The organism is Rhodoplanes sp. Z2-YC6860, assembly GCF_001579845.1.
Classification (GTDB): Bacteria; Pseudomonadota; Alphaproteobacteria; order Rhizobiales; family Xanthobacteraceae; genus Z2-YC6860.
In genome coordinates, this window is the sequence record NZ_CP007440.1 from 7,017,808 (window position 1) to 7,038,783 (window position 20,976).

The 20,976-nt window shown below is 64.9% G+C and carries 21 protein-coding genes; 11 read left to right on the forward strand and 10 right to left on the reverse strand.

Annotated features, from left to right (window positions below; genetic code table 11):
- Positions 1-16: 16 nt before the first annotated feature.
- The gene (locus RHPLAN_RS32765; protein WP_068027593.1) at positions 17-1,000 is read left to right on the forward strand and encodes a Bug family tripartite tricarboxylate transporter substrate binding protein; all 984 of its coding nucleotides are present in this window, start codon (positions 17-19) and stop codon (positions 998-1,000) included.
- 9 nt (positions 1,001-1,009) lie between these two features.
- On the opposite strand, the gene RHPLAN_RS39915 is transcribed toward RHPLAN_RS32765, so the two are convergent.
- The 3 genes from RHPLAN_RS39915 to RHPLAN_RS32775 all read right to left on the reverse strand — a co-directional run bounded on the left by RHPLAN_RS39915 (position 1,010) and on the right by RHPLAN_RS32775 (position 3,134).
- A complete protein-coding gene (locus RHPLAN_RS39915; protein ID WP_157100636.1) occupies positions 1,010-1,180 on the reverse strand; it encodes a hypothetical protein in 171 nt (56 codons plus the stop codon).
- Positions 1,181-1,261: 81 nt separating this feature from the next.
- Positions 1,262-1,738 (reverse strand): MaoC family dehydratase, encoded by a 477-nt coding sequence (locus RHPLAN_RS32770; protein WP_068027596.1) that lies wholly within the window; start codon positions 1,736-1,738, stop codon positions 1,262-1,264.
- 16 nt (positions 1,739-1,754) lie between these two features.
- Entirely contained in the window at positions 1,755-3,134 is a 1,380-nt protein-coding gene (locus RHPLAN_RS32775) for an MATE family efflux transporter (protein WP_068032211.1), read from the reverse strand.
- A gap of 122 nt (positions 3,135-3,256) precedes the next feature.
- Between RHPLAN_RS32775 and RHPLAN_RS32780 the strand changes: the two genes are divergently transcribed.
- On the forward strand, positions 3,257-3,694 hold the full coding sequence (locus RHPLAN_RS32780; RefSeq protein WP_068027599.1) for a MarR family winged helix-turn-helix transcriptional regulator: 438 nt from the start codon (positions 3,257-3,259) through the stop codon (positions 3,692-3,694).
- A gap of 3 nt (positions 3,695-3,697) precedes the next feature.
- Here RHPLAN_RS32780 and RHPLAN_RS32785 read toward each other — a convergent pair whose 3' ends face one another.
- Positions 3,698-5,035, reverse strand: coding sequence for a tetratricopeptide repeat protein (locus RHPLAN_RS32785; RefSeq protein ID WP_068027603.1), 1,338 nt, complete (start codon positions 5,033-5,035; stop codon positions 3,698-3,700).
- A 142-nt stretch (positions 5,036-5,177) separates the two neighbouring features.
- Here RHPLAN_RS32785 and RHPLAN_RS32790 point away from each other — a divergent pair, with 142 nt between their 5' ends.
- From RHPLAN_RS32790 to RHPLAN_RS32815, 6 genes are all read left to right on the forward strand, one after another.
- Complete coding sequence (locus RHPLAN_RS32790) at positions 5,178-5,984, forward strand: glutathione S-transferase family protein (protein ID WP_068027607.1); 807 nt, start codon at positions 5,178-5,180, stop codon at positions 5,982-5,984.
- Between the two features lie 198 nt (positions 5,985-6,182).
- Positions 6,183-7,487: a M24 family metallopeptidase gene (locus RHPLAN_RS32795; protein WP_068027610.1), complete on the forward strand. Its 1,305-nt coding sequence runs from the start codon at positions 6,183-6,185 to the stop codon at positions 7,485-7,487.
- A 17-nt stretch (positions 7,488-7,504) separates the two neighbouring features.
- The gene (locus RHPLAN_RS32800) at positions 7,505-7,804 is read left to right on the forward strand and encodes a hypothetical protein (protein WP_068027614.1); all 300 of its coding nucleotides are present in this window, start codon (positions 7,505-7,507) and stop codon (positions 7,802-7,804) included.
- A gap of 141 nt (positions 7,805-7,945) precedes the next feature.
- Positions 7,946-8,641, forward strand: coding sequence for a molybdate ABC transporter substrate-binding protein (locus tag RHPLAN_RS32805; protein ID WP_068027617.1), 696 nt, complete (start codon positions 7,946-7,948; stop codon positions 8,639-8,641).
- A 90-nt stretch (positions 8,642-8,731) separates the two neighbouring features.
- Positions 8,732-10,033, forward strand: a complete 1,302-nt coding sequence (locus tag RHPLAN_RS32810) for an esterase-like activity of phytase family protein (RefSeq protein ID WP_068032213.1) — start codon at positions 8,732-8,734, stop codon at positions 10,031-10,033.
- A gap of 126 nt (positions 10,034-10,159) precedes the next feature.
- On the forward strand, positions 10,160-11,101 hold the full coding sequence (locus RHPLAN_RS32815; protein ID WP_068027621.1) for a 4-hydroxy-tetrahydrodipicolinate synthase family protein: 942 nt from the start codon (positions 10,160-10,162) through the stop codon (positions 11,099-11,101).
- 27 nt (positions 11,102-11,128) lie between these two features.
- Here RHPLAN_RS32815 and RHPLAN_RS32820 read toward each other — a convergent pair whose 3' ends face one another.
- The 5 genes from RHPLAN_RS32820 to putA form a co-directional block, all read right to left on the reverse strand.
- The gene (locus RHPLAN_RS32820; protein WP_068027624.1) at positions 11,129-11,698 is read right to left on the reverse strand and encodes a hypothetical protein; all 570 of its coding nucleotides are present in this window, start codon (positions 11,696-11,698) and stop codon (positions 11,129-11,131) included.
- Positions 11,699-11,919: 221 nt separating this feature from the next.
- Positions 11,920-12,519, reverse strand: coding sequence for a YqaA family protein (locus RHPLAN_RS32825; protein WP_068027627.1), 600 nt, complete (start codon positions 12,517-12,519; stop codon positions 11,920-11,922).
- 82 nt (positions 12,520-12,601) lie between these two features.
- Complete coding sequence (gene hisE, locus RHPLAN_RS32830) at positions 12,602-12,994, reverse strand: phosphoribosyl-ATP diphosphatase (RefSeq protein WP_068027630.1); 393 nt, start codon at positions 12,992-12,994, stop codon at positions 12,602-12,604.
- A 137-nt stretch (positions 12,995-13,131) separates the two neighbouring features.
- Complete coding sequence (locus tag RHPLAN_RS32835) at positions 13,132-13,401, reverse strand: hypothetical protein (RefSeq protein ID WP_084246061.1); 270 nt, start codon at positions 13,399-13,401, stop codon at positions 13,132-13,134.
- 182 nt (positions 13,402-13,583) lie between these two features.
- Positions 13,584-16,691: a bifunctional proline dehydrogenase/L-glutamate gamma-semialdehyde dehydrogenase PutA gene (putA, locus tag RHPLAN_RS32840; protein ID WP_068027636.1), complete on the reverse strand. Its 3,108-nt coding sequence runs from the start codon at positions 16,689-16,691 to the stop codon at positions 13,584-13,586.
- A 266-nt stretch (positions 16,692-16,957) separates the two neighbouring features.
- Here putA and RHPLAN_RS32845 point away from each other — a divergent pair, with 266 nt between their 5' ends.
- The 3 genes from RHPLAN_RS32845 to RHPLAN_RS32855 are packed head-to-tail and all read left to right on the forward strand — an operon-like array spanning position 16,958 to position 19,589.
- Positions 16,958-17,998: an ABC transporter substrate-binding protein gene (locus RHPLAN_RS32845; RefSeq protein ID WP_237179958.1), complete on the forward strand. Its 1,041-nt coding sequence runs from the start codon at positions 16,958-16,960 to the stop codon at positions 17,996-17,998.
- Between the two features lie 38 nt (positions 17,999-18,036).
- Entirely contained in the window at positions 18,037-18,819 is a 783-nt protein-coding gene (locus tag RHPLAN_RS32850; RefSeq protein ID WP_068027638.1) for an ABC transporter ATP-binding protein, read from the forward strand.
- Entirely contained in the window at positions 18,816-19,589 is a 774-nt protein-coding gene (locus tag RHPLAN_RS32855) for an ABC transporter permease (RefSeq protein ID WP_068027639.1), read from the forward strand. The genes RHPLAN_RS32850 and RHPLAN_RS32855 overlap by 4 nt, the downstream gene beginning before the upstream one ends.
- Before the next feature lie 140 nt (positions 19,590-19,729).
- On the opposite strand, the gene RHPLAN_RS32860 is transcribed toward RHPLAN_RS32855, so the two are convergent.
- Positions 19,730-20,632, reverse strand: coding sequence for a LysR family transcriptional regulator (locus RHPLAN_RS32860; protein WP_068027642.1), 903 nt, complete (start codon positions 20,630-20,632; stop codon positions 19,730-19,732).
- Between the last annotated feature and the right edge of the window lie 344 nt (positions 20,633-20,976).

Consider the following 20,976-nt stretch of genomic DNA (forward strand, 5'->3'; position numbering starts at 1 on the left):
CCGCCGGGAGTGGATTATGCCCTTCGCTCGTCTTGCACGCGCCTTAAGCCTTGCGACCGCCGTCTTCGCCGCCACCGCGCTTCCCGCGATGGCGCAATCAACCGATCAATGGCCGGAACGTCCGGTCCGCATCATCGTGCCGCTCGGCGCCGGCGGACCGGCCGACCTGGTCTCCCGCTACCTCGGGCAACAGCTCAGCGAGCGGTTCAAGCAGTCGTTCGTGATCGAGAATCGTCCGGGTGCCTCCGGCATCATCGGCACCGGCGAAGCCGCCAAGGCGGCGCCGGATGGCTACACGCTCCTGGCGGTAGCCTCGCCGCACGTCAATCTCGAAATCCTCGCCCACAACAAGCCCTACCAGTTGATGCGCGACTTCGTCACGGTGGCGATGTGCTGCTCCACGGACGCCGTTCTGGTCGTGAGCCCCAAGGTGCCGGCCAAGACCGTGGCGGAGCTGATCGCACTCGCCAAGGCCCAGCCCGGCAAGCTCACGTTTGCCTCGTCCGGCCCAGGCTCGAACAAGCATCTGGGCGGTGAGCTGTTCAAGCTCCTGACCGGCACCGACATCCTGCACGTTGCCTACAAAGGCTCGACCGGCGCCCGCAACGACATCATCGGCGGCCACGTCGACATGATGTTCGACGAGGTGCCATCGGTCGCTCCGAACGTGCTGGCTGGACAGGTCCGCGCGCTCGGCGTCACCGGTAAGACGCGCTCCAAGGCCTTGCCGGACGTGCCGACAGTCGCCGAGACCGTGCCCGGCTACGAGCACACCGGCTGGTTCGGCATCATGGCGCCGACCGGGACGCCGAAGCCGATCGTCGATCGGCTCAACGAAGCGATCAGGGCGATTGTCGCCAAGCCCGAGGTGCAGGCCTATTGGGAGAAGCAGGACACCCAGACGATGTCGATGACGCCCGCGGAGTCCGAGGCGTTCATCAAGGCCGATATCGAGAAATGGACGAAGGTCGTTAAGGCCGCGAACATCAAGCTTGAGTGAGCAGATGTTTCAGGCCGCGGCGGGATTGCTGCCCTTTGCTGCCGAGGCCTGTTCCTCGGCCAGGGCCATCTGCAGATACGTCTGCTCCAACCGGATATAGCGCTGGCGGGCTTCTTCGTCGTGAGTCTGTTTCGCCAGGGCGGCGCAGCGTGCGGCTTGATTTCTGAGACGTTTGGCCATCGCCATTTGTCATCACACCGACATGGAATAATTGCAGTGCAGCACCTTTTCTATTGCGATGCAACATCAAAATTAGAATCTTTACACTGACCGCCGCTGCACCACGAGATTCGACGTCATGATCTGAACCGGCTCGCCGTTCTGGTTCAGCGTCGTGGTGCGAACCTTGGCGATCCCCTGCTCCGGCCGCGAGCGCGACGGCCGCACCTCCAGAACCTCGCTTTCCACCCGCAGCCGGTCGCCCGGCCGCACCGGCCGCGGCCAACGCACCTCCTCGACACCCGCGCCGATGATGCCACCGGCGAGCGGCAGCCCGCCTTCGACCAAAAGCCTCATCGTCACGGCCGCGGTGTGCCAGCCGCTCGCCGCAAGGCCTTTGAAAAAAGTCTTGGCCGCGGTTCCCTCGTCGAGATGAAACGGTTGCGGATCGAACTGCCGCGCGAACGCCTTGATGCTCTCGGCATCCATCGTCACCGGCTCGCCCTCGGAGCGATGGATCATTCCGGGCTGCAAGTCCTCGAGATAGAGCCGGGTGCGTACCAAGGTGTCGGTCGACATCGAAATCTCCTGACGTTCATGCCGGCTGCGGCGACGGCACGGCCTTGGGCTTCTGCTCCTTGAACCACACACCTCCGGCCACCGCCGCCGCATTGGCCACGCCGAACACGACCATGGCCCCGGCAAGCACCACGAACAGTCCGGTGCTGCCATCGAATTTGGCGACCACAAGCCACCCGCCGCCGGCGGCGATGATCACCCGCAGCACGGCAATGATCATGGCCCAGCCAACATGGCCGGCGCCCTGCGAGGCGAAGTACAGCAGAAGACCACCGCCAAAGAAACCGTAGAGCGGTCCGACGATGTGCAGGTAGGAGGTCCCCACACCGAGCATGGTCGGCTCGTTGCCGAACAGCGACAGCCACGCCACCGGAAAGATCGCCGCGGCAAGCCCGATGACCTCGGTGATGCCTGCGGCCATCGCCGCACCGGTCCAAGCCACCTTGAGCGCGCGATCACGACGACCAGCACCAATCGCGGTGCCGACCATGGCGGCAACCGGCGCGCCGAGCCCGAACACAAGCGGCACCAGAAGATATTCGAGCCTGGCGCCTGTGCCGTAGCCAGCCACCGCCGCCGGTCCAACAAGTCCGGCGAGGCCGGTCGCGGTCGCGATGGTGACGTTGGTCGAAAGGCTGACGATCGATGAGGTCAAGCCGACGCGGAGGACGTCGCGCATCGGCGCCCAGACAAGTTTCGGCGGCACAAGCGCGGGCTTCAACACACTGCGGCCCGACCAGATGTACCAGGCAAAGATGAAGGCACCGACGACGTAATACAGCAGCACGGCCGTGGCACCGCCAGCGACACCGAGGTGCGGGAATGGGCCTATCCCGAAGATCAACAGCGGCGACACCGGAATCAGGAAGAGCGCCCCCACGGTGATCACCACCGCCGGAAAGAACATGTTTCCGGTGCCGCGGATGATCGCGGCGAACGAATTGAACAGCCAGAGCGGAATCGCGCCAGAGAACACCAGCGCCGAATAGGTCGCAGCCGCGGCGAGCGAACCGTCGCGGCCCCCCATCAGCGCGTAGAGCTTCGGTCCGAACAACAACGCCAAAACCGTGGTCACCGCGCCAAAGCCGATGGTGATCACGACCGCGGACCAGACGAGCTCATTGGCGCGCTCGCGGTTGCCGCCGCCGAGCGCACGGGCCACCGCCGACAGGATGCCGCCGCCCATGGCGCCGGCCGAGACCATCTGCAGCAGCATGAACAGCGGGAACACCAGCGCCATACCGGCCAGCGCATCGAGGCCCAGCTTGGCGACGAAATAGGTCTCGATCAGTCCGATCGAGGCCTGCACCACCATCACGACCACGTTCGGCAATGCCAGCCGCAGGATGGTCGGGCCGACCGGGGCCTCCAGTAGCATTCGGGTGCGCGGGTCCATGAAAATCCCCTGCAAAATCAATAGGCGCATATGCACCTTTTCCTTGACCTTTGATATGCGCATATGCACCTATTGCCAAGGGCCTCACCGATCTGTGACGCCCAAACCCGGGAATACGAGCCATGCAAAAGCAAACATCCCCGTCGCTGGAACCGGCCGATTGCAACTGCCTGGCGCTCCGCCAGGCGGCGCGCCATGTCAGCCAGATCTATGACAGCCACCTTGCTGTCGTGGGGCTGAAGGGCACGCAGTATTCGATCCTGTCGAAGCTCAATCGGATGGGCCCGCTGTCGATCAACGAACTGGCCAAAGCCATGGTGATGGACCGCACCACACTCGGCCGCGCGGTGCGGCCGCTGGAGCGTGACAAGCTCCTGACCATCGAGGCCGGCGAGGACGGACGCGTGCGCCGGTTGAAGCTGACCGCCGCGGGCGTCACCAAAGTGAAAGCTGCGGCGGCGCAGTGGCGCGAGGCGCAGAAGGAATTCGAGCTGGCTTATGGCGTGCCTGAGGCGGCGGAGCTTCGCTCCGCGCTGCGGCGTGTGGTGGCTGCGATCTGATTGTTAGTTAGCTGCGTACAATCCGCAATGGAGGCGTTCCTCCATGTCGTGCTTGAGATTGTAGTCCACCCGGCCGAATGACTTGTTGCGGGTGGTCAGGAACTCGCGCTGCTCGGCGCGGACGGCGCCGATATCCTTCCGCGGGCTCCGCTTCAGCGCGGCCTTGTAGGCTTCGTCGATCTGCCGGTCGAGCCGCGACAGCTCCGGGTCTGAGCAGATCGCCTTCTCTACCGCGCGCCTGGCGCCATGGCATTCGAACGACGGCGTCCGGCGCTCGGGCAGCATGGCGCGGCGGTCGCGCTCCACGCGCACGGCGGCGAGATTTTCGGCCGCAGTGTCCATTTTCGGATCGATGTGCAGCGCCTGCTCGTAGTTCTCGATGGCGCGATCCAGGTCGCCCTTGCCCTTGTACGCGGCGCCGCGGTTGTTCCAGGCAAGCGAGAATCGCGGATTGAGCGCAATCGCGCGGTCGTAGTCGGCAATGGCGCGATCGTAGTCGCCCTTTTCGTTGTAGGCGTCGCCGCGGTTGGTCAGGAAGTTGGCCTTCGGCGTGATCCGGATCGCTTCATTGTAGTCGGCGATCGCGCGGTCGTAGTCGCCGTTCTCCGCGTACGTCAGCCCGCGGTTGTCGAAATATTCCGGCACGTTGGGATCGAGCTTGATCGCTTCGCTCTCGTCGGCCAGTGCCTGTTCGGTGCGGCCCATCTTCTTGTAGGCCGAGCCGCGGTTGGTGAAAGCCTGGTCGCTTTTCGGATCGAGGCGGATCGACTCGTCGAAATTCTTGATCGCGGTCGTGTAGTCCTCTTTGAAATAGTAAGCCGCGCCGCGGTCGCGCCAGGCCTGGGCGTAGTTCGGATTGAGCCGGATGGCTTCGTCGTAATCGGCGATGGCGCGGTCGTATTGCTGGTTGTTGATGAACACGTTGCCGCGGTTGTCGAACGCCTCGGCGTCCTCCGGAGCGAGATTGACGGCCTTGTTGGCGTCGGCGAGCGCGCGGTCGATCCGTCCCACCGTGCGGTAAGAGTTCGCGCGCTCGCGGAAGGCCCGCGCATTCGTGGGATCGAGCGCGATAGCGCGATCGAGATCGGCGAAGGCCGCCTGCATCTTGTTGACATAGTAGTAGACCGCGCCGCGACTCACCAACACGTCGGCCAATTCCTTCGGCTGATCCTTCAGCGTCTCGACCAGCGCCGTGCAGGCCGCGATGCGCTGTTCGGCCGAATAGGCGCTCGCGTCGCCCGCGGCACAGATCTCGGTGTTGACGCTCGACTGCGCGTGGACGGCGGACGCGGACAATCCCGCGAGCAGCGCTGCGGTGAGCAACGGCAAGACGTTTCGCATGGCAATTTTCCACAACAGACGGCTGAAAAAAGCTCGTGAAGCCTCGTCTTTGGTCGCGGCCAGGCGTCCCGAGGTTCAACGGTGACGGAAGGCGGCTTTTTCACTAACGTGCCACGCCCAAAAGCAAATTCGGACGTCCCGCATGCTCATGCTCTACGACTTCGGCAATTCGGTCTGCTGCCAGAAGGTGCGCATCACGTTGGTCGAGAAGGGTCTCACCTGGGAGGCGCGGCGGGTCGACCTGTTCAAGACCGAGCAATACGACCCGGAATATCTCAAGCTCAACCCGAAAGGTGTGGTGCCGACGCTGGTGCACGACGGCACGCCGGTGATCGAGTCGACACTGATCTGCGAATACATCGACGAGACATTCCCCGACCCGCCGCTGATGCCAAAGAGTGCGGCGGAGCGCGCCCGCATGCGGCTGTGGAGCAAGTTCGTCGACGAGGGATTATTCGACGGCGTCACCGAACTGAGCTTCTCGGCGATGTTTCGCGAGCGCATGAAAAGCATGAGCCCCGAGCTCCGCGAGAAGCGGTTCAGGAACGTCGGCGATCCGCGCCGCACCGACCGCTTCAAATCGACCTACGAGCACGGCGTCTATTCGCCGTTCGTGCTGCATGCGATCGCGGCCTATGAGCGTGCCTTCAAGCTGATGGAGCCGACTCTGGCGGAGCGCGGGCCGTGGCTCCTCGGCGCGCAGCCGACGCTGGCCGACATCAACCTGATGCCGTTCGTGGCCCGCCTCGCCTATTTGGGCCTGCTCGAAGCCTGGACCGCGGACCGCCCGCGCATCAACGCCTGGTGGGCACAGGTGCAGGAATGGCCGAGTTTCCGGCGCGGGCTGCACGACCTGATTTCCGAGGCCGAATTCACCGAGATGCGCACCCACGGCCCGAAAATCCGCGCCGACGTGGAGAAGCTTCTGGCCGGATTGCGGGCAAGCTAGCGGTTCGCGTCATGACTGCGTCGCGCCCCCATAGCCGGACCTCGACTGGCCCGCATCGCGGGCGCGGAAACCTGACAATCACTGCGAATTGAAGGGGTCGCGCTGCGGCGATTGCGGCTGCACTGACTTGGCACCCCGCGCTATAATTGCTTTATGGCGCCGGACCGCCGGCCATCAAGAAATCACGAGGAGCCCCCCATGGACGACATCACCAAGCGCGAACCGCGCCGGATCACCGCCGAGGACATCAACCCGCGCTACAACTGGGGCCGCCACCTGCCGGTGCTCGGCACCATGGGCGTCGACTTCGAAGAGCGCGTCGATTACCGCCGCCTGCAGCGCTACCGCCTCGCCCGCGCGCAGGCTGCGCTGGAAGCCTCCGATCTCGGCGCGCTGCTCTGCTTCGACGTCAACAACATCCGCTATCTCACCTCGACCAAGATCGGCGAGTGGGAGCGCGACAAGCTCTCGCGCTGGGTGCTGCTGCCGCGCGGCGGCGAGCCGATCATCTGGGACTTCGGCTCGGCCGCCGTTCACCACAAGCTCTACTCGCCGTGGCTCAACCCGGAGAATTGCAGGGCCGGTCTCGTCGGCCTGCGCGGCACCGTCGATCCGTCGTTCGGGCTGATGAAGCACCACGCCGAGGAGATGGCCTCGATCCTGCGCGATCTGGGCCTCGCCAAGATGCCGATCGGCGTCGATATCATCGAGCCGCCGATGATGTTCGAACTGGAGAAGGCCGGCCTCAAGGTCAAGGACGGCCAACAGGTGATGCTCGAGGCGCGCGAGGTCAAATCAGCCGACGAGATCGCGCTGCTCAACCGCGCCGCCGCCATGGTCGACGGCGCCTATCACCTGATCCACGAAAAGCTGAAGCCCGGCGTGCGCGAGAACGACATCGTCGCCGAGGTGAACAAGTTCCTCTACACCCACGGCTCCGATGACGTGGAGGCGATCAACGCGATCTCCGGCGAGCGCTGCAATCCGCATCCGCACAACTTCACCGACCGCATGATCCGCCCGGGCGATCAGGCATTCTTCGACATCCTGCAGTCCTTCATGGGCTATCGCACCTGCTATTATCGGACCTTCAACGTCGGCCGCGCCACCGACGCGCAGCGCGACGCCTACAAGCAGTGCCGCGAGTGGCTCGACCGCGCGATCGAGCTGATCAAGCCGGGTGTGTCGACCGACACGATCGCGAAGGTTTGGCCGACCGCCGACAAGTTCGGGTTCCCGAACGAGCTGTCGGCGTTCGGGCTGCAGTTCGGCCACGGTCTCGGTCTCGCGCTGCATGAGCGGCCGATCATCAGCCGCGTGGTTTCGCTGGACCATCCGACGATTATCAAGGAAGGTATGGTGTTCGCGCTGGAAACCTATTGCCCGGCGACGGACGGCTACTCGGCGGCACGTATCGAAGAAGAGGTCGTCGTCACCGACAAGGGCCACACCGTCATCAGCCTATTCCCGGCTGAAGAGCTTCCGATCTCGGCGAAATACTAAAAGGGCAAAGCTTCGACATGAAACATGCGACATGGAATCGGTCCGGTGTTATCGCCGCGGCCGCAGGTCTGGCCCTGTTGTTCGCGGCGGCCCCGGCTTCGGCGCAAGCGCCGGACGCCGCCGACCGCTGCACACCGGACGTAATGCGGCTGTGCAGTGAGTTCGTGCCGGATGCCGATCGCATCGTCGTCTGCCTGAAGCAAAAGCGGCGGCAGCTCAGCCCGTCGTGCTCGAGCGCGCTGGAGCCTGCGGGCTCCAAATCAACGGGCAAGTCGACGGGCAAAGCCAAGTCGAAGAAGAAGCGCACCAGGACCTGAGCCGCATTCGCGGCTTTTCCCATCCACGCACATGCTAGGCTCTCTCCGAAACCGGCGGACCCGTCCGCCGGATCGGAGGGAGCAATGCTTGGAAGGTTGGGTGTTCTGGCGTTTGGAATTGGATTGTTTGGAGTGACGAACATGGCTCAGGCCGCCGAAATCCGGGCCTTCGTCACCGGCGCGGCGCGGCCGATGTTCGATCTGCTGGCGCCGCAGTTCGAGCGCACGACCGGTCACAAGCTCATCACCACCTCGGCGCTGCCGCCGCAGCTCGTCGCCAAGGTCGAGGCGGGTGAGCCGTTCGACGTGATCGTGCTCTCCTACGATGTCGAAGCGCTGATCAAGAAAGGCCTCCTCGATCCATCGTCGCGCACCGTGCTCGGCCAGATCGGCATCGGCGTCGCGATCCACACGGGCTCGCCGAAGCCGGACTTCAGCACCGTCGAGAAATTCAAGAAGATGCTGCTGGACGCCAAGTCCTTCGCCACCTCCGGCGAAGGCTCGAGTGGCCGCTATGTGGACTCCCTCGTCGAACGGCTTGGCATCGCCGATCAGGTCAGGCCCAAGATCAAGTCTGGCGGGCCGGGCGCCTCGGCCAAGATGCTGTCCAACGGCGAGGTCGATTTTGTGGTGTCAGGCTTGCCCCCGCTCCTTGGCAGCCCGAACATCGAATGGCTCGGATTGCTTCCGCCCGAAATCAACAACTTCCTGGTGTTCAGCGCGGGGCTCAGCACGCGCGCCAAGGAGCCCGAGGCTGGCCGGGCGCTGCTCCGCCATCTCGCGTCGCCCGAAGCGATGGCGGTCTACAAGGCCAAGGGCCTCGATCCGGCGCCCTGACGCCAGTCCCCCTGCCTTCCCGCCTCGTCACGGAACTGTCATACCAAAGCGATTGATTGCGGCCGGGGCTTTTTAACGGCGGGGATGATGATGGGCTTTTTTGTCCGGACTTCAGCGGCATTGGTGGGGATTGCGATCGCAGCCGGCGCAGCGGCCGCGGAGTCCAACGTCACCGTGCGCACCTACAGCAGCGACGACACGCTGCTCCGGCTCGGCGTCTTCCCCTTCGAAGGCGGCAAGACGCTCAATCTGTCGGTCGGCATCGGCAGTGCTGCCTTCCACCATCCCAAGGACCCGCCGAACGTGATCTGGACGCTCGGCGACCGCGGTCCGAACATCGCCTGCAGCGACATAAAGGAGTTCACCGGCGTCGAACTCGGCTGCCGCGAGATCAAAGGCAGCCGCGTCTACCCGACGCCGTCCTACGCGCCGTCGATCTACCGCGTGATGCTGCTCGACGACGGCACCTTCCAGGTCACCGACGTGATCAAGCTGAAGGACCGAGACGGCCGGCCGCTGAACGGCATGCCGAACCCGACCAAGACCGCGACCACCGAGACGCCGCTCGACGGCAAGGGCAAGACGCTGCAGCAGGACCTGCGTGGCATCGACGCCGAATCCCTGGTGCGGCTCAACGACGGCACGTTCTGGGTCGGCGATGAGAATGCGCCGTCGCTCGCGCATTTCGCCGCAGACGGCAAGCTGATCGAACGCCATGTGCCGAAGGGCACCGAGGGCGAGTTCGCCGCAGCGCCCTACAAGACTGTGGGCTCGCTGCCCGCGATCCTCGCCAAGCGCCAATCGAACCGCGGCATCGAGGCGATCGGCGTCTCGCCCGACGAGCGCTTTCTTTATCTGACCATGCAGAGCCCGCTGGCCAACCCGGACACCGCGACGTTCCAGCAGGCGCGCAACACCCGCATCATCAAGTTCAACCGCAAGACCATGAAGGTGCTGGGCGAGTACGTCTACAGCATGGACGATCCATCGACCTTCCGGCGCGATCCCTCGAACAAGCCCAGCGATCCGCGGATCAGCGAGATGATGGCGATCGGCGTCGACCGTCTGGTCATTCTCGAACGCACCGAGGGAACCACCAAGCTTTATGAGGTCGAGCTGGCGGGCGCGACCAACATCTCAGGCACGCCCTGGGACGACATCGCGACCAAGCCGAGCCTGGAGCAGACCGACGTCGCGGCCGCGAAGATCACGCCGGTGAAGAAGACGCTGCGCTTCGACACCGCCGATCACAATGAGATCGTCGGCAAGACCGAGGGCATGACCCTGCTCAGCGACGGCGCGCTTTTGCTGATCAATGACGACGATTTCGGCATCAGCGGCGCCCGCACGCAGATCGTCGTGGTGCGCGGCACCGAGATCAAGCGGCACTGACCACCCCTTCCCTGCCGTATGACCTGCCGCGCCTTCCGAGGCGGCATGACATGCCCATTTTTTCCCGGGCAGACAGGCCACGTCTCCGCTACAATGGGTCAAACCCATCAGTGACGGAGACTTCAAGTGTCGAGCAAGAAGCTGACCGGTTCGTTCGTGGCCCTGATCACGCCGTTCAACAAGGACGGCTCGGTCGATTTCGCAGCTTTCCGCACGCTTCTGAAATTCCATGAGACCCACGGCACCTCGGCGGTGCTGATCATGGGCTCGACCGGCGAAACCTCGATGCTGTCGCCGGAGGAGAAAAAGCAGATCATCGTCGAATGCGCGAAGATGAAGACGGCCAAGATGCCGATCTTCTTCGGCTGCACCGGCAATAACACCGACTCGACCATCGCCAGTGTCAAATTCGCGAAAGACAACGGCGCCGACGGCGCGATCCTCGCGGCGCCCGCCTACATCTGCGCGCCGGAGGCCGACATCGAGCAATTTTTCCTCGACATCGCCGACGCCACCGACCTGCCGCTCGGCATCTACAACAATCCGCCGCGGGTGAAGAGCGACCTGCACTGGGATCACCTGATCCGCATCTTCAAGCATCCGAACTATGTGGTGCACAAGGAATCGACCGGCCGCGTCGGCCAGGTCGCGCAGGTCTTGGCCGCCAGGCCCAACGTCTCGGTGATGTGCTGCGACAGCCCCAATCTTGGCCTCGTGGTGCCGACCATGAGTCTCGGCGGTCACGGCACCGCCAACATGACCGGCAACATCGCGCCCGCCGAGCTCGCCACCATCTCGAAGCCGTGGACGAGCTACGCGGAGGCCGAAGGCTTCAAGCAAGCCTATCTCGGGCTGCTGCCGCTCCTGCACTACACCTATTCGGCCATCAATCCGGTCGCGGTGAAGTCGCTGATGAAGGCGCTCGGCATGCCGGCCGGCGATCTGCGCAAACCGCTGACCAACCTGGAAGGCGATGCGCTCGCCAAGGGCGTGCGCATCGTGCAGGAGCTCGGGCTCGACAAGGTCTACGGCTACAAGGTCAAGCCGATCACCGCCGTCGCGGCCTGATGATCGCGATGCAGCAGCCGGACACGCCTATTGGCACATGGCCCGGCTGATGAAGGTCACCGTGTAGCACTCCTGAGCGCCTTGCTGGCCGTTGAGAAGGGCCTTGGCCGGACATTCCTCGGCCGAGGTGAAGTCCATGCTCTTGCCGGTGTTGAAGCCCTGCTTGCGGCAAAGCTGCTCTGCGGCGGCGACACAGTCGGGCGCGCCGTTCGGGGCGGTGGCACAGCGCTCGCGGCCGCTCATGACTTTCGACTTCGGCAGATACGTCACGGCGTCGACCGCATCCTTGGTCGCCTCTGCCGCGCCCTTGCCGACCGCCGCCGCCTTCTCGTTGATATCACGGGAGTTGGCCGCGGCCTCGTCGCTGAGGTCGTCCATCCGGCGCTTCGCGCCTTCTAAAGAATCGCGAAAGTTCGTGGCGCTCTGATCGAAGAAGCGTCCGACCGACTCGATTAAGCCGGGGTTGCCCTTGCGGACCGGAGGCTGCTGCGGCGCCGCCTCCTGCGCAACCGCTGCCGGCACAGACAGGACGGCGACCGCCGCCACGACGGCCCAACGCCATCCCTGCATCCGACTCTCGGTGTTCAGCCTGCGCATCCGATTTAAACCAGCCGACCGGGGCCAGCCCTGCACCTATTTTGTCACGATCATACGACACTGGAGTGTAGCCCGCGAATGGCGGACCGCGATGGCAAAATTGAGGTACCGCAGTGCGTCAGAATGCACATGACACCGGCGAATGAGCCGGCCAAAGTAGCCAGATACGGAGGCGCTGTCCCGAATCCGCAGCGGTTCCAAGGACCGCGGTCCTGAAGCCGTCAGGTGCCGGAATGGATCAGCATCTTGAGCGCGAGGTAGACGGCCACCAGAGCCAGCACCACGGCCAGCGCCACAAGGCCCAGGCGCTTTTCGATGAAGTGCTTGATCGGCTCGCCGTAACGCCGCAGCAGCCACGCAATGACGAAGAACTTGCCGCCGCGCGCCACGATCGCCGACGCGATAAACAACCAGATATTCACGGTGGCGGCGCCGGACAGGATGGTCACCACCTTCATCGGCGGCAGATGGGCAGCGCCGGAGGTGATCAGCATCAGCAGGATGGCGTCGCGGCTGGACGACGACCGCAGCATCTCGAACTTGTCGAGGCTGCCGTAGAATTCGAGCACCGGACGGGCGATCAGCTCATAGGCGTAATAGCCGAGCAGCCAGCCGGCGATGCCGCCCAGCACCGACCCCACGGTCGCGATCAGCGCGTATCGATAGGCGCGTTCCGGCTTGGCCAATCCCATCGGCACAAGCAAAGCCTCGGCCGGGACGAGAAAGACGGAGCTTTCGACGAACGAAATGATGCCGAGCCACCACTCGGCGCTCTTGCGGGCTGCCAGCGACAGCGTCCAGTCATACAGTCGTTTCAACATGGCGGGCTTGCTTACCGGCCGGGACAGGGTTTGTCCACGAGACCGGAGGTGGCCTCAGCGCCGCTTGGGCGCTTGGCGGCGTTCAACGCCGCTTGGGGACCCGGCGGCTCGCCAGCATCACGACCTTACGCCGCGCAGCGGGCTCGGGCAGCTTGGTCTTGATCTTCTTCGGCAGCTTCTCGGCGAGCCCGAACAGCCGCTCGCGGCGGTCCATCTCGTTCCAGACGTCCTGCGGCGCGACGCCGAGTTCGGACCACAGCACCACGAGATTGTAGAGCAGATCGGCGCTTTCGCGGACCACCGCCTCGCGCTCATCGGCCATGGCGTCGATGACGACCTCGATGGCTTCCTCGGCGAGCTTCTTAGCCATCTTGGCGCGGCCGGCCCGCAGCAGCTTTGCGGTGCGCGACACGGAGGGATCGGCTCCCTTCGCCGCCACGACTTGATCGAACAACCGCCCAAGCGAATCGCTCATGATGATTCTACATACACCGACACGCCTCACTTGTCGGTTAATAGCGAACCTTAACGAAGTAAGAAAAAGGCGCCGCGACTGGCGGCGCCTTGCAAGTTCACGTCGTGACCACTTCGGCGGTGATCTTGCCGACGAGTTCAGTAGCCGTAATAGCGATACGGGCCGCCATAGCCACCGTAGCCATAGGGAGCGTTGTAGTATCGGTACTCCTGGGCCTTCCGGTACTCGCGCGCCGCGGCGTAGGCGCCGACCGCGCCGATGATGCCGAGCATGACGCTCGCGGCCGCGGCGTTGCCGCGCCCGTAGTAGTGACGCGGAGCCGCAGAGGCCGGCGTGACCGCCGCAGTGGTGAGCGCAATCGCAGCCGCCGTGACGGCAGCAATGGCGCGATTACGAATGTTCAACATGGCTTCGCCCTTTCGTTCGTGTAGCCCTCGACCGAGGTCGGAGCATCAACAGTGCAAATAGGCATCTGGTTCTGCGAACAAAGAGCTGCAGCCGGTGATGTTTTTGTAATGTAGATCAACGGCTGTTCAGCTTCGCACACGCGCGCGTGAACGTGCGTTTCGCCGCAGCAAACAAGCCGCTGTCACTGCTCGTTTTCGCTGAGCAACGTCGCGTTACCGCCTGCAGCCGCGGTGTTGACCGTCACGGTCTGCTCGGTGGCAAAACGCCGCACATAGTTGGGGCCGCCTGCTTTCGGGCCGGTGCCCGACAAGCCAGTGCCGCCGAACGGCTGGGTGCCGACCACGGCGCCGATGATGCTGCGATTGATGTACACGTTGCCGTTGGCAAGCCGCGCGATGATCTTGTCGGCGACGGAGTCGATGCGCGAGTGCACGCCAAGCGTCAGTCCCGTGCCGTTGCCGGCGATGTCGTCGAGCAGTTGGTCGAGCCGGTCGGCGCGCCAGCGCACCACATGCAGGATCGGGCCGAATACTTCTTCTTTGAGGTCGCTCGCGCGGTCGAGCCGGATCATCGATGGCGGCACAAACAGGCCGCGCGCCGGCAGCGCGCGACTTTCGTCCCACCGGAAGATCACGCGCTTTTGCGCCGCCATCGCCTTGAGCCAGCCATCGAGCTTCTGCTTGGCGTCCTCGTCGATCACCGGGCCGACATGCGTCGCCGGATCGCGCGGATCGCCAAGCGCCAGCTCTCTCGCCGCGCCCGCGATCATCTCGACGATTCGATCGGCGACGTCTTCCTGCACGCAGAGCAACCGCAGCGCCGAGCAGCGCTGCCCGGCCGAGCGGAACGCCGACATCACCACATCGTCGGTGACTTGCTCGGGGAGCGCCGTCGCATCGACGATCATGGCATTGATGCCGCCGGTCTCCGCGATCAACGGCACGATCGGGCCGTCTTTCTTGGCGAGCGCACGGTTGATGATGCGGCCCACTTCGGTGGAGCCGGTGAACGCAACGCCGGCGACGCGCAGGTCGGCGGTCAGCGCCGCACCCACGTCGCCATAACCCGGCACGAACTGCAGCGCGCTGACGGGCACGCCGGCCTGATGAAGGATGCGTATCGCCTCCGCGGCAACGAGCGGCGTCTGCTCAGCGGGCTTCGCCACCACCGCATTGCCGGCGGCGAGCGCCGCGGTCACCTGACCCAGGAAAATCGCCAGCGGGAAATTCCACGGACTGATGCAGACGAACACGCCGCGGCCACGATGACGCAGTTCGTTCGACTCGCCGGTCGGCCCGGGCATCGCATGCGGCACGAGCGTCTGCCGCGCCTGAGCGGCGTAGTAGCGACAGTAGTCCACCGCCTCGCGAAGTTCCGACAGGGCATCGTCGAGCGTCTTGCCGCCTTCGGCCTGCATCAGCGCGATCAGCCGGCCGCGCGAGGCTTCAAGAAGTTCGCCCGCCCGTTCCAGGACGTCGGCGCGGTGCTCCACCGGCGTGGCATTCCAGGCCGCGAGGCCCGCATGCGCCGCGGCCATCGCTTTTGCGGCGGTCGCGGCATCAGCCTCGGTCACTTGCCCGACGACCGCGCCATCGATCGGCGACAAAACCTGCCGCATCGTCCCAGGCGCGGCTTTGCCGTCGATCAATGGTGCGGCCTTGGCGTCCTTCGGCACGGCGGCAACGATTTCACCCTGCAGCGCCGCAAGCGCGGCGCGGTCGCCGAATTCGACACCGGACGAATTGAGCCGGGCCGGCCGATAGAGATCGCGCGGCAACGGAATGTGCGGATGCCGCGCCTGCTCCGGGCCCATGATCCAGGCCTGCGGGCGCTTCAGGATGTCCTCGACCGGCACCTTCGGATCGGCCGCCACCGCGACGAAGGATGAGTTGGCGCCGTTCTCCAGCAGCCGCCGCACCAAATAGGCCAACAGATCGCGATGGCTGCCGACCGGCGCATAGACCCGGCAGGCGGCGTCGGGCAAATCTTCCAGCAGCTTCTCGTAGAGCACCTCGCCCATGCCGTGCAGGCGCTGGAACTCGTAGCCCTCGACGCCGCCCGCCTCCTCGATCACACTCGCTACCGTCAGCGCGTTGTGGGTCGCGAACTGCGGATAGAGCCTGGGCCGCGCCGCAAGCAGTTGCCGCAGGCACGCCATGTAGGACAGGTCCGTCATGGCCTTGCGGGTGAACACCGGATAGTCCGCGAGCCCACGTTCCTGTGCGCGCTTCACCTCGGTGTCCCAATAGGCGCCCTTCACCAGCCGCACCATCAGCCGCCGGCCGAGCGCATGCGCCGCGTTGTCGAGCCAGGAGATCGCCGCGCCGGCGCGCTTCTGATAGGCCTGCACTGCGAGCCCGAAGCCGTCCCAGCCGGCCAGCGATGGATCGGCGAGCACCTTACCGACCACGTCGAGCGACAATTCCAGCCGGTCGGCCTCCTCGGCGTCGATCGTGAAGTTGAGATCATGGCGCTTGGCCAACCGCGCCAGTTCAAGCGCGCGCGGCACGAGCTCCTTCATCACCCGCTCGCGTGACACCGCCTCGTAGCGCGGATGCAGCGCCGAGAGCTTCACCGAGATGCCCGGCCGTGCCGGCAGCCTGGCGTTGCCGGCCCGCGCGCCGATTGCGGCGATCGCATCCGCATAGGCCTCGAAATAGCGCGCCGCGTCGGCTCCGGTGCGCGCGCCCTCGCCCAGCATGTCGAACGAATAGCGGAATTCGCGATGCGAGCCGGCGCGCGACAGCGCCTCCTCGATGGTCTGGCCCAGCACGAAGTGCGAGCCGAGGAGCCGCATCGCCTGCCGGGTGGCGAGGCGCACCGTCGGCACGCCCAGGCGCTTGAGCAGGCTGTCGACGATGTTTTCCGGCGTCTCGCCAGGCTGGATCACCCGCGCCGTGACGCCGAGCGTCCAGGCCGAGGCCGACACCAGGAGGGTGCCCGAGGTGTCAGGCTCCGACCAGTCGCCGGCCGCGAGCTTGTCCTCGATCAGGGCGTCGGCCGTGGCGCCGTCGGGGATGCGCAGCAGCGCCTCGGCCAGCACCATCAGAGCGAGGCCCTCCTTGGTCGAGAGCGAATAGGCGTGGAGAAAGTCCTCGATACCGCCGAGCCCGCCGGCGTGGTCCCGGATCGCCTCGATCAGGCTTCGCGCGCGAGCGTCGATGCGAGCTTCGGCGCCGTCATCGCGGAATGCTGCGGCCAAGAGGCGCCGTGCCAAATCCCGGTCTGGCGGAGCGTAGGGCGCGGCAAAGGCCGGAGGTTCGGAGCGGCCACCCGGCTTGTCGGACATGGTCTGTCATTCCCTCAGCGCGGCGACGCGACCGGCTGCGCCGCGGGTTTCATTTTAGCAGCACGGGCCGCCGCCGACTGCCTGTCACGACGGCAGCGTGACAATCTCATGTGCAGAAACGCCGCCTTGCGACCTGGGACAGGGTGCGATCTTGCTCTTTCAAGCGGCATGTTCTTTGCTGTGCGGCAATTGAGCAAGGATCGCGACGGGCCGGCCCATCGACCGGCCTTCGGGATTGAGCCAAACGACCGTTCAGGGGTAGCGACATGGATGTGTTCCGCAAGTTCCGCCGCCGGGAAGCCGGCTTGATGCTCGCCGCGGCGCTTGCGGCCATGGTGATCGCGGCACCCGCCAGCGCGGAAACCCCGATCAAGTTCTCGTTGGACTTCAAGTTCGAAGGGCCTTCGGCCCCGTTCCTGGTCGCCATCGACAAGGGCTACTTCAAGGCCGAAGGCCTGGACGTGACGATCGACACGTCAGCCGGGTCGATCGAGCCGATCAACCGCGTCGCGTCGGGCACCTACGACATGGGCTTCGCCGACATCAATTCGCTGATCAAGTTCCGGGACGCCAACCCGTCGAACGCCGTGAAGCCGGTGTTCATGGTCTACAACAAGCCGGCCTTCTCGATCATCGGACGGAAAAGCCGCGGCGTGTCCAAGCCGAAAGACCTGGAAGGCCATGTGCTCGGCGCCCCGCCGCAGGATGGCGCCTATGCGCAGTGGAAGATCTTCACGCAAGCCAACGAGATCGACGCCTCGAAGGTGAAGATCGAAGCGGTCGGCTTCCCGGTGCGCGAACCGATGCTGCAGAACGGCCAGGTCGACGCCATCGCCGGCTTCTCATTCTCGTCCTTCATCAACCTGAAATCGATGGGCGTGCCGACCGACGACATCGTCGTGATGCTGATGGCCGACTACGGCGTCAATCTCTACGGCAACACCATCATCGTGAATCCGAAATTCGCCGCCGAGAAACCGGACGCCGTCAAAGGCTTCCTGCGCGCGCTCGTCAAGGGCCTCAGGGACACCGCGAAGGATCCCGCAACCGCGGTCGACTCGGTGATCAAGCGCAACGACGTCGCCAAGAAACCGATCGAACTCGAGCGTCTGCGCATGGCGCTCAAGGACAACATCCTCACCGACGAAGTGAAGGCCAACGGCTACGGCGCCGTCGTCGAGGAGCGGCTTGCCAAGTCGATCGATCAGATCGCACTGACCTACGAATTCAAGAACGGCAAGCCGAAGGCCGCCGACGCCTTCGACGCCTCGTTCCTGCCGCCTGCGGCCGAGCGCAAGGCGAACTAGAACGGCACGGGGCCAACGTTTCCGAGGGGGATTTGTCTTTGACGGGGTTCATCAGTCTCGAGGGCGTCAGCCACGCCTACGGCGGGGCGACCAACGCTCCCGCTGTCGAAGGTCTCACGCTGGACATCCAGGAGGGCGAGTTCGCCGCGGTGGTCGGCCCGTCCGGCTGCGGCAAGTCCACGTTGATGAAGCTCGCCACCGGATTGCAATTTCCCTTCAAGGGCAGCGTCAAGGTCGCGGGCGAAGCGGTGAGCAAGCCGGTCAAGATCGCCGGCATGGCGTTCCAGGCGCCGACCCTGCTGCCCTGGCGCACCACACTGGAGAACCTGCTGCTGCCGCTCGAGATCGTCGAGCCGCACCGGAGCGAAATCCGCCGTCGCCGCACCGAATATGCGGCCCGCGCCACAAACCTTCTGAGCTCGGTGGGGCTGCGCGACCAGGGCGAGAAATACCCATGGGAGCTGTCGGGCGGCATGCAGCAGCGCACCTCGCTGTGCCGCGCGCTCATTCACGAGCCGCAGCTCCTGATGCTCGACGAGCCGTTCGGCGCGCTCGATGCCTTCACCCGCGAGGAGCTGTGGTGCGTGATCCGCGACCTGCATGCGACGCGCAAGATCACGGTGTGCCTCGTCACCCATGACCTGCGCGAGGCGGTGTTCCTCGCCGACCGGGTGTTCGTGATGTCGGCGCGGCCGGGCCGCGTGATCGTCGAGAAGAAGATCGAACTGCCGCGGCCCCGTGAGCTCGACGTCACCTTTACGCAGGAATTCCAGGACATCGTCCACGAGTTGCGCAGCCACATCGTGCGGGCGCGGCAATGACGCGAAGCGAGCTGACGGTCCGCGCGGCGCCGTGGCTCTACACTGCAGCGATGTTCATCATCTGGGAAGCCGCAGTGCGGCTGTTCGGCATTCCCTCGTTCCTGCTGCCGCCGCCGAGCGCCGTCGCGGACGCCTTTGTCGACTACTGGGGTCCGATCTACCGGAACTCGCTGTTCACGCTCTCGACCACCGTGCTCGGCTTCGGCCTCGCGGTCGGTTTCGGGCTTCTGCTCGGTCTCGTCATCGGCTGGTCGCGGCAGATCTATGCCGGGCTTTATCCGCTGATGATCGGTTTCAACGCGATCCCAAAGGTCGCCGTGGTGCCGATCCTGGTGCTGTGGTTCGGCATCGGCTTCATCCCGGCCGTGCTGACCGCGTTCCTGATCTCGTTCTTTCCGATCGTGGTGAACGTGGCGACCGGGCTTGCCACCATCGAGCCCGAGCTTGAAGACGTGCTGAAGGCGCTTGGCGCGAGCAAGCTCGACATCATGCGCAAGGTCGGCATCCCGCGCACGCTGCCCTACTTCTTCGGCTCGCTGAAGATTGCGATCACGCTGGCCTTCGTCGGCTCCGTGATCTCGGAAAGCATCGCGTCGAACCGCGGCATCGGCAACCTGATGCTGCAGGCCCAGGCGCAGTTTCAGGTGCCGCTGATCTTCGCGGGCCTGGTCGCGCTCGCGATCGAAGGCATCGTGATGTACTGGCTGATGGCGATCCTGGAGCAGCGCTCGACCCGCTGGGCCCAGCGCTCAGGATTTGCGCAGACTTAGGTTATCACTACTGCCGCGGTCATTCCGGGGCGCGCCGATAGGCGCGAACCCGGAATCCAGTTCCGCAAAGACTCTTTTTCATGGTCTGGATTCCGGGTTCGCCGCTTCGCGGCGCCCCGGAATGACAGCTGAGAGATTGATCAAGCCGCCGACGTCCGATGGCCGCGGCTCAGGCTCGTCGGCACGGGCGGCGGATTGAGCGCCGCAACGATCGCCTCAGCGATTGCCTCGCGCTCCTGCATATCGGCGCCATCGCGCACATAGAGGCCGAGGAAGACATCCGGCAGCTTCGGCAGCGGCGCGTCCTCCCACACCTCGAGGCCCGGCAGGCTGGCGCGGCTCCTCGGCAGAGCCATCACGGCGGCGCCGGCGGCAACGACGTTGCCGAGCGCCACCAGACTCAAGGACGTGAAAACTCTCTCGTAGCCGCGGTTGGCCTGGCTGAGCGCGTTGATGCCGATGCGACCGAACAGGTGATCCTCGCCATAGGACGCGAGCGGCACCGGCCGGTTCGATTCGATCTCCATCGACGGCGCCCGGACCCAGACCATCGGCTCGGTCCAGAAGTAGCGCGTATCCAGCGATGGCCCGGTCGACGAGGCCCAGATCGCCAGATCGGTCTCGCCTTCGCGAAGATCGCGCAGCAGGTCGTCGGCGCCCGCGACGTAAAGATGGAACTGCAAATCCGGCTGGCTCGCACGCACCGCACCGATGCCGGCCGCCACGGCCGCCGCCGTGATGTCTCCGGTCGCACCGACCCGGATTGTCTTGGTCTCGATCTTCGGGCTCGCGATGTCCAGGATCTGATCGTTGATCGAGAGCAGCCGCCGCGCATAGTTGACCACGAGCTCGCCCGACGACGTGAGGCTGACGCCCGGCGCGCTCTTGTCCAGGAGGTCGGCGCCGAGCATGCCCTGGAGGCGTTTGATCTGTGCGCTGACGGCCGGCTGTGTCACACCGAGCGATTGCGCAGCCTTGGTGAAGCTCCGCAGGTCGACCACGGCTATCAAGGTCCGCAGCAAATCGGTCGGGATATTGGTCATACCAGGTTGGCCCTTGATGGCAGCGCAGTCGCCATGTCGATCAGCCCGGGGCTCTCAGGATCCGCGTTTGTCAGCCGCGATGGTTCAAATTCGGGTCGCACACTGTGCACGACGTTTAGAATCCTAGGGCATCTTATAATCCATTTCTACCATGCGGAAATAAAGTAAGACGTCGCACCGGTCCCTCTTTCGACATAAATGGTGAATTTGGCCGGCTCGGGCAAGCGCCGGCTATCTGGAAAACCCGCTTCCAAATCGTGTTAAGGTTCGCCAAAGACTGCCAAAGGGCCGGGGAAACCCCTACACCATCGGACCAACCACACGGCGCACCGCGACGCAGCCCA

Bases quoted from the DNA above. Each gene is read 5' to 3' on its own strand.
- RHPLAN_RS39915 (WP_157100636.1), bottom strand. From the start codon at position 1,180: ATGGCCAAACGTCTCAGAAATCAAGCCGCACGCTGCGCCGCCCTGGCG.
- RHPLAN_RS32795 (WP_068027610.1), top strand. From the start codon at position 6,183: ATGGACGACATCACCAAGCGCGAACCGCGCCGGATCACCGCCGAGGAC.
- RHPLAN_RS32790 (WP_068027607.1), top strand. From the start codon at position 5,178: ATGCTCATGCTCTACGACTTCGGCAATTCGGTCTGCTGCCAGAAGGTG.
- RHPLAN_RS32775 (WP_068032211.1), bottom strand. From the start codon at position 3,134: ATGGACCCGCGCACCCGAATGCTACTGGAGGCCCCGGTCGGCCCGACC.
- RHPLAN_RS32820 (WP_068027624.1), bottom strand. From the start codon at position 11,698: ATGCGCAGGCTGAACACCGAGAGTCGGATGCAGGGATGGCGTTGGGCC.
- RHPLAN_RS32770 (WP_068027596.1), bottom strand. From the start codon at position 1,738: ATGTCGACCGACACCTTGGTACGCACCCGGCTCTATCTCGAGGACTTG.
- RHPLAN_RS32785 (WP_068027603.1), bottom strand. From the start codon at position 5,035: ATGCGAAACGTCTTGCCGTTGCTCACCGCAGCGCTGCTCGCGGGATTG.
- RHPLAN_RS32805 (WP_068027617.1), top strand. From the start codon at position 7,946: ATGGCTCAGGCCGCCGAAATCCGGGCCTTCGTCACCGGCGCGGCGCGG.
- RHPLAN_RS32765 (WP_068027593.1), top strand. From the start codon at position 17: ATGCCCTTCGCTCGTCTTGCACGCGCCTTAAGCCTTGCGACCGCCGTC.
- RHPLAN_RS32845 (WP_237179958.1), top strand. From the start codon at position 16,958: ATGGATGTGTTCCGCAAGTTCCGCCGCCGGGAAGCCGGCTTGATGCTC.
- RHPLAN_RS32810 (WP_068032213.1), top strand. From the start codon at position 8,732: ATGGGCTTTTTTGTCCGGACTTCAGCGGCATTGGTGGGGATTGCGATC.
- hisE (WP_068027630.1), bottom strand. From the start codon at position 12,994: ATGAGCGATTCGCTTGGGCGGTTGTTCGATCAAGTCGTGGCGGCGAAG.
- RHPLAN_RS32780 (WP_068027599.1), top strand. From the start codon at position 3,257: ATGCAAAAGCAAACATCCCCGTCGCTGGAACCGGCCGATTGCAACTGC.
- RHPLAN_RS32835 (WP_084246061.1), bottom strand. From the start codon at position 13,401: ATGTTGAACATTCGTAATCGCGCCATTGCTGCCGTCACGGCGGCTGCG.
- RHPLAN_RS32860 (WP_068027642.1), bottom strand. From the start codon at position 20,632: ATGACCAATATCCCGACCGATTTGCTGCGGACCTTGATAGCCGTGGTC.
- RHPLAN_RS32825 (WP_068027627.1), bottom strand. From the start codon at position 12,519: ATGTTGAAACGACTGTATGACTGGACGCTGTCGCTGGCAGCCCGCAAG.
- RHPLAN_RS32800 (WP_068027614.1), top strand. From the start codon at position 7,505: ATGAAACATGCGACATGGAATCGGTCCGGTGTTATCGCCGCGGCCGCA.
- RHPLAN_RS32855 (WP_068027639.1), top strand. From the start codon at position 18,816: ATGACGCGAAGCGAGCTGACGGTCCGCGCGGCGCCGTGGCTCTACACT.
- putA (WP_068027636.1), bottom strand. From the start codon at position 16,691: ATGTCCGACAAGCCGGGTGGCCGCTCCGAACCTCCGGCCTTTGCCGCG.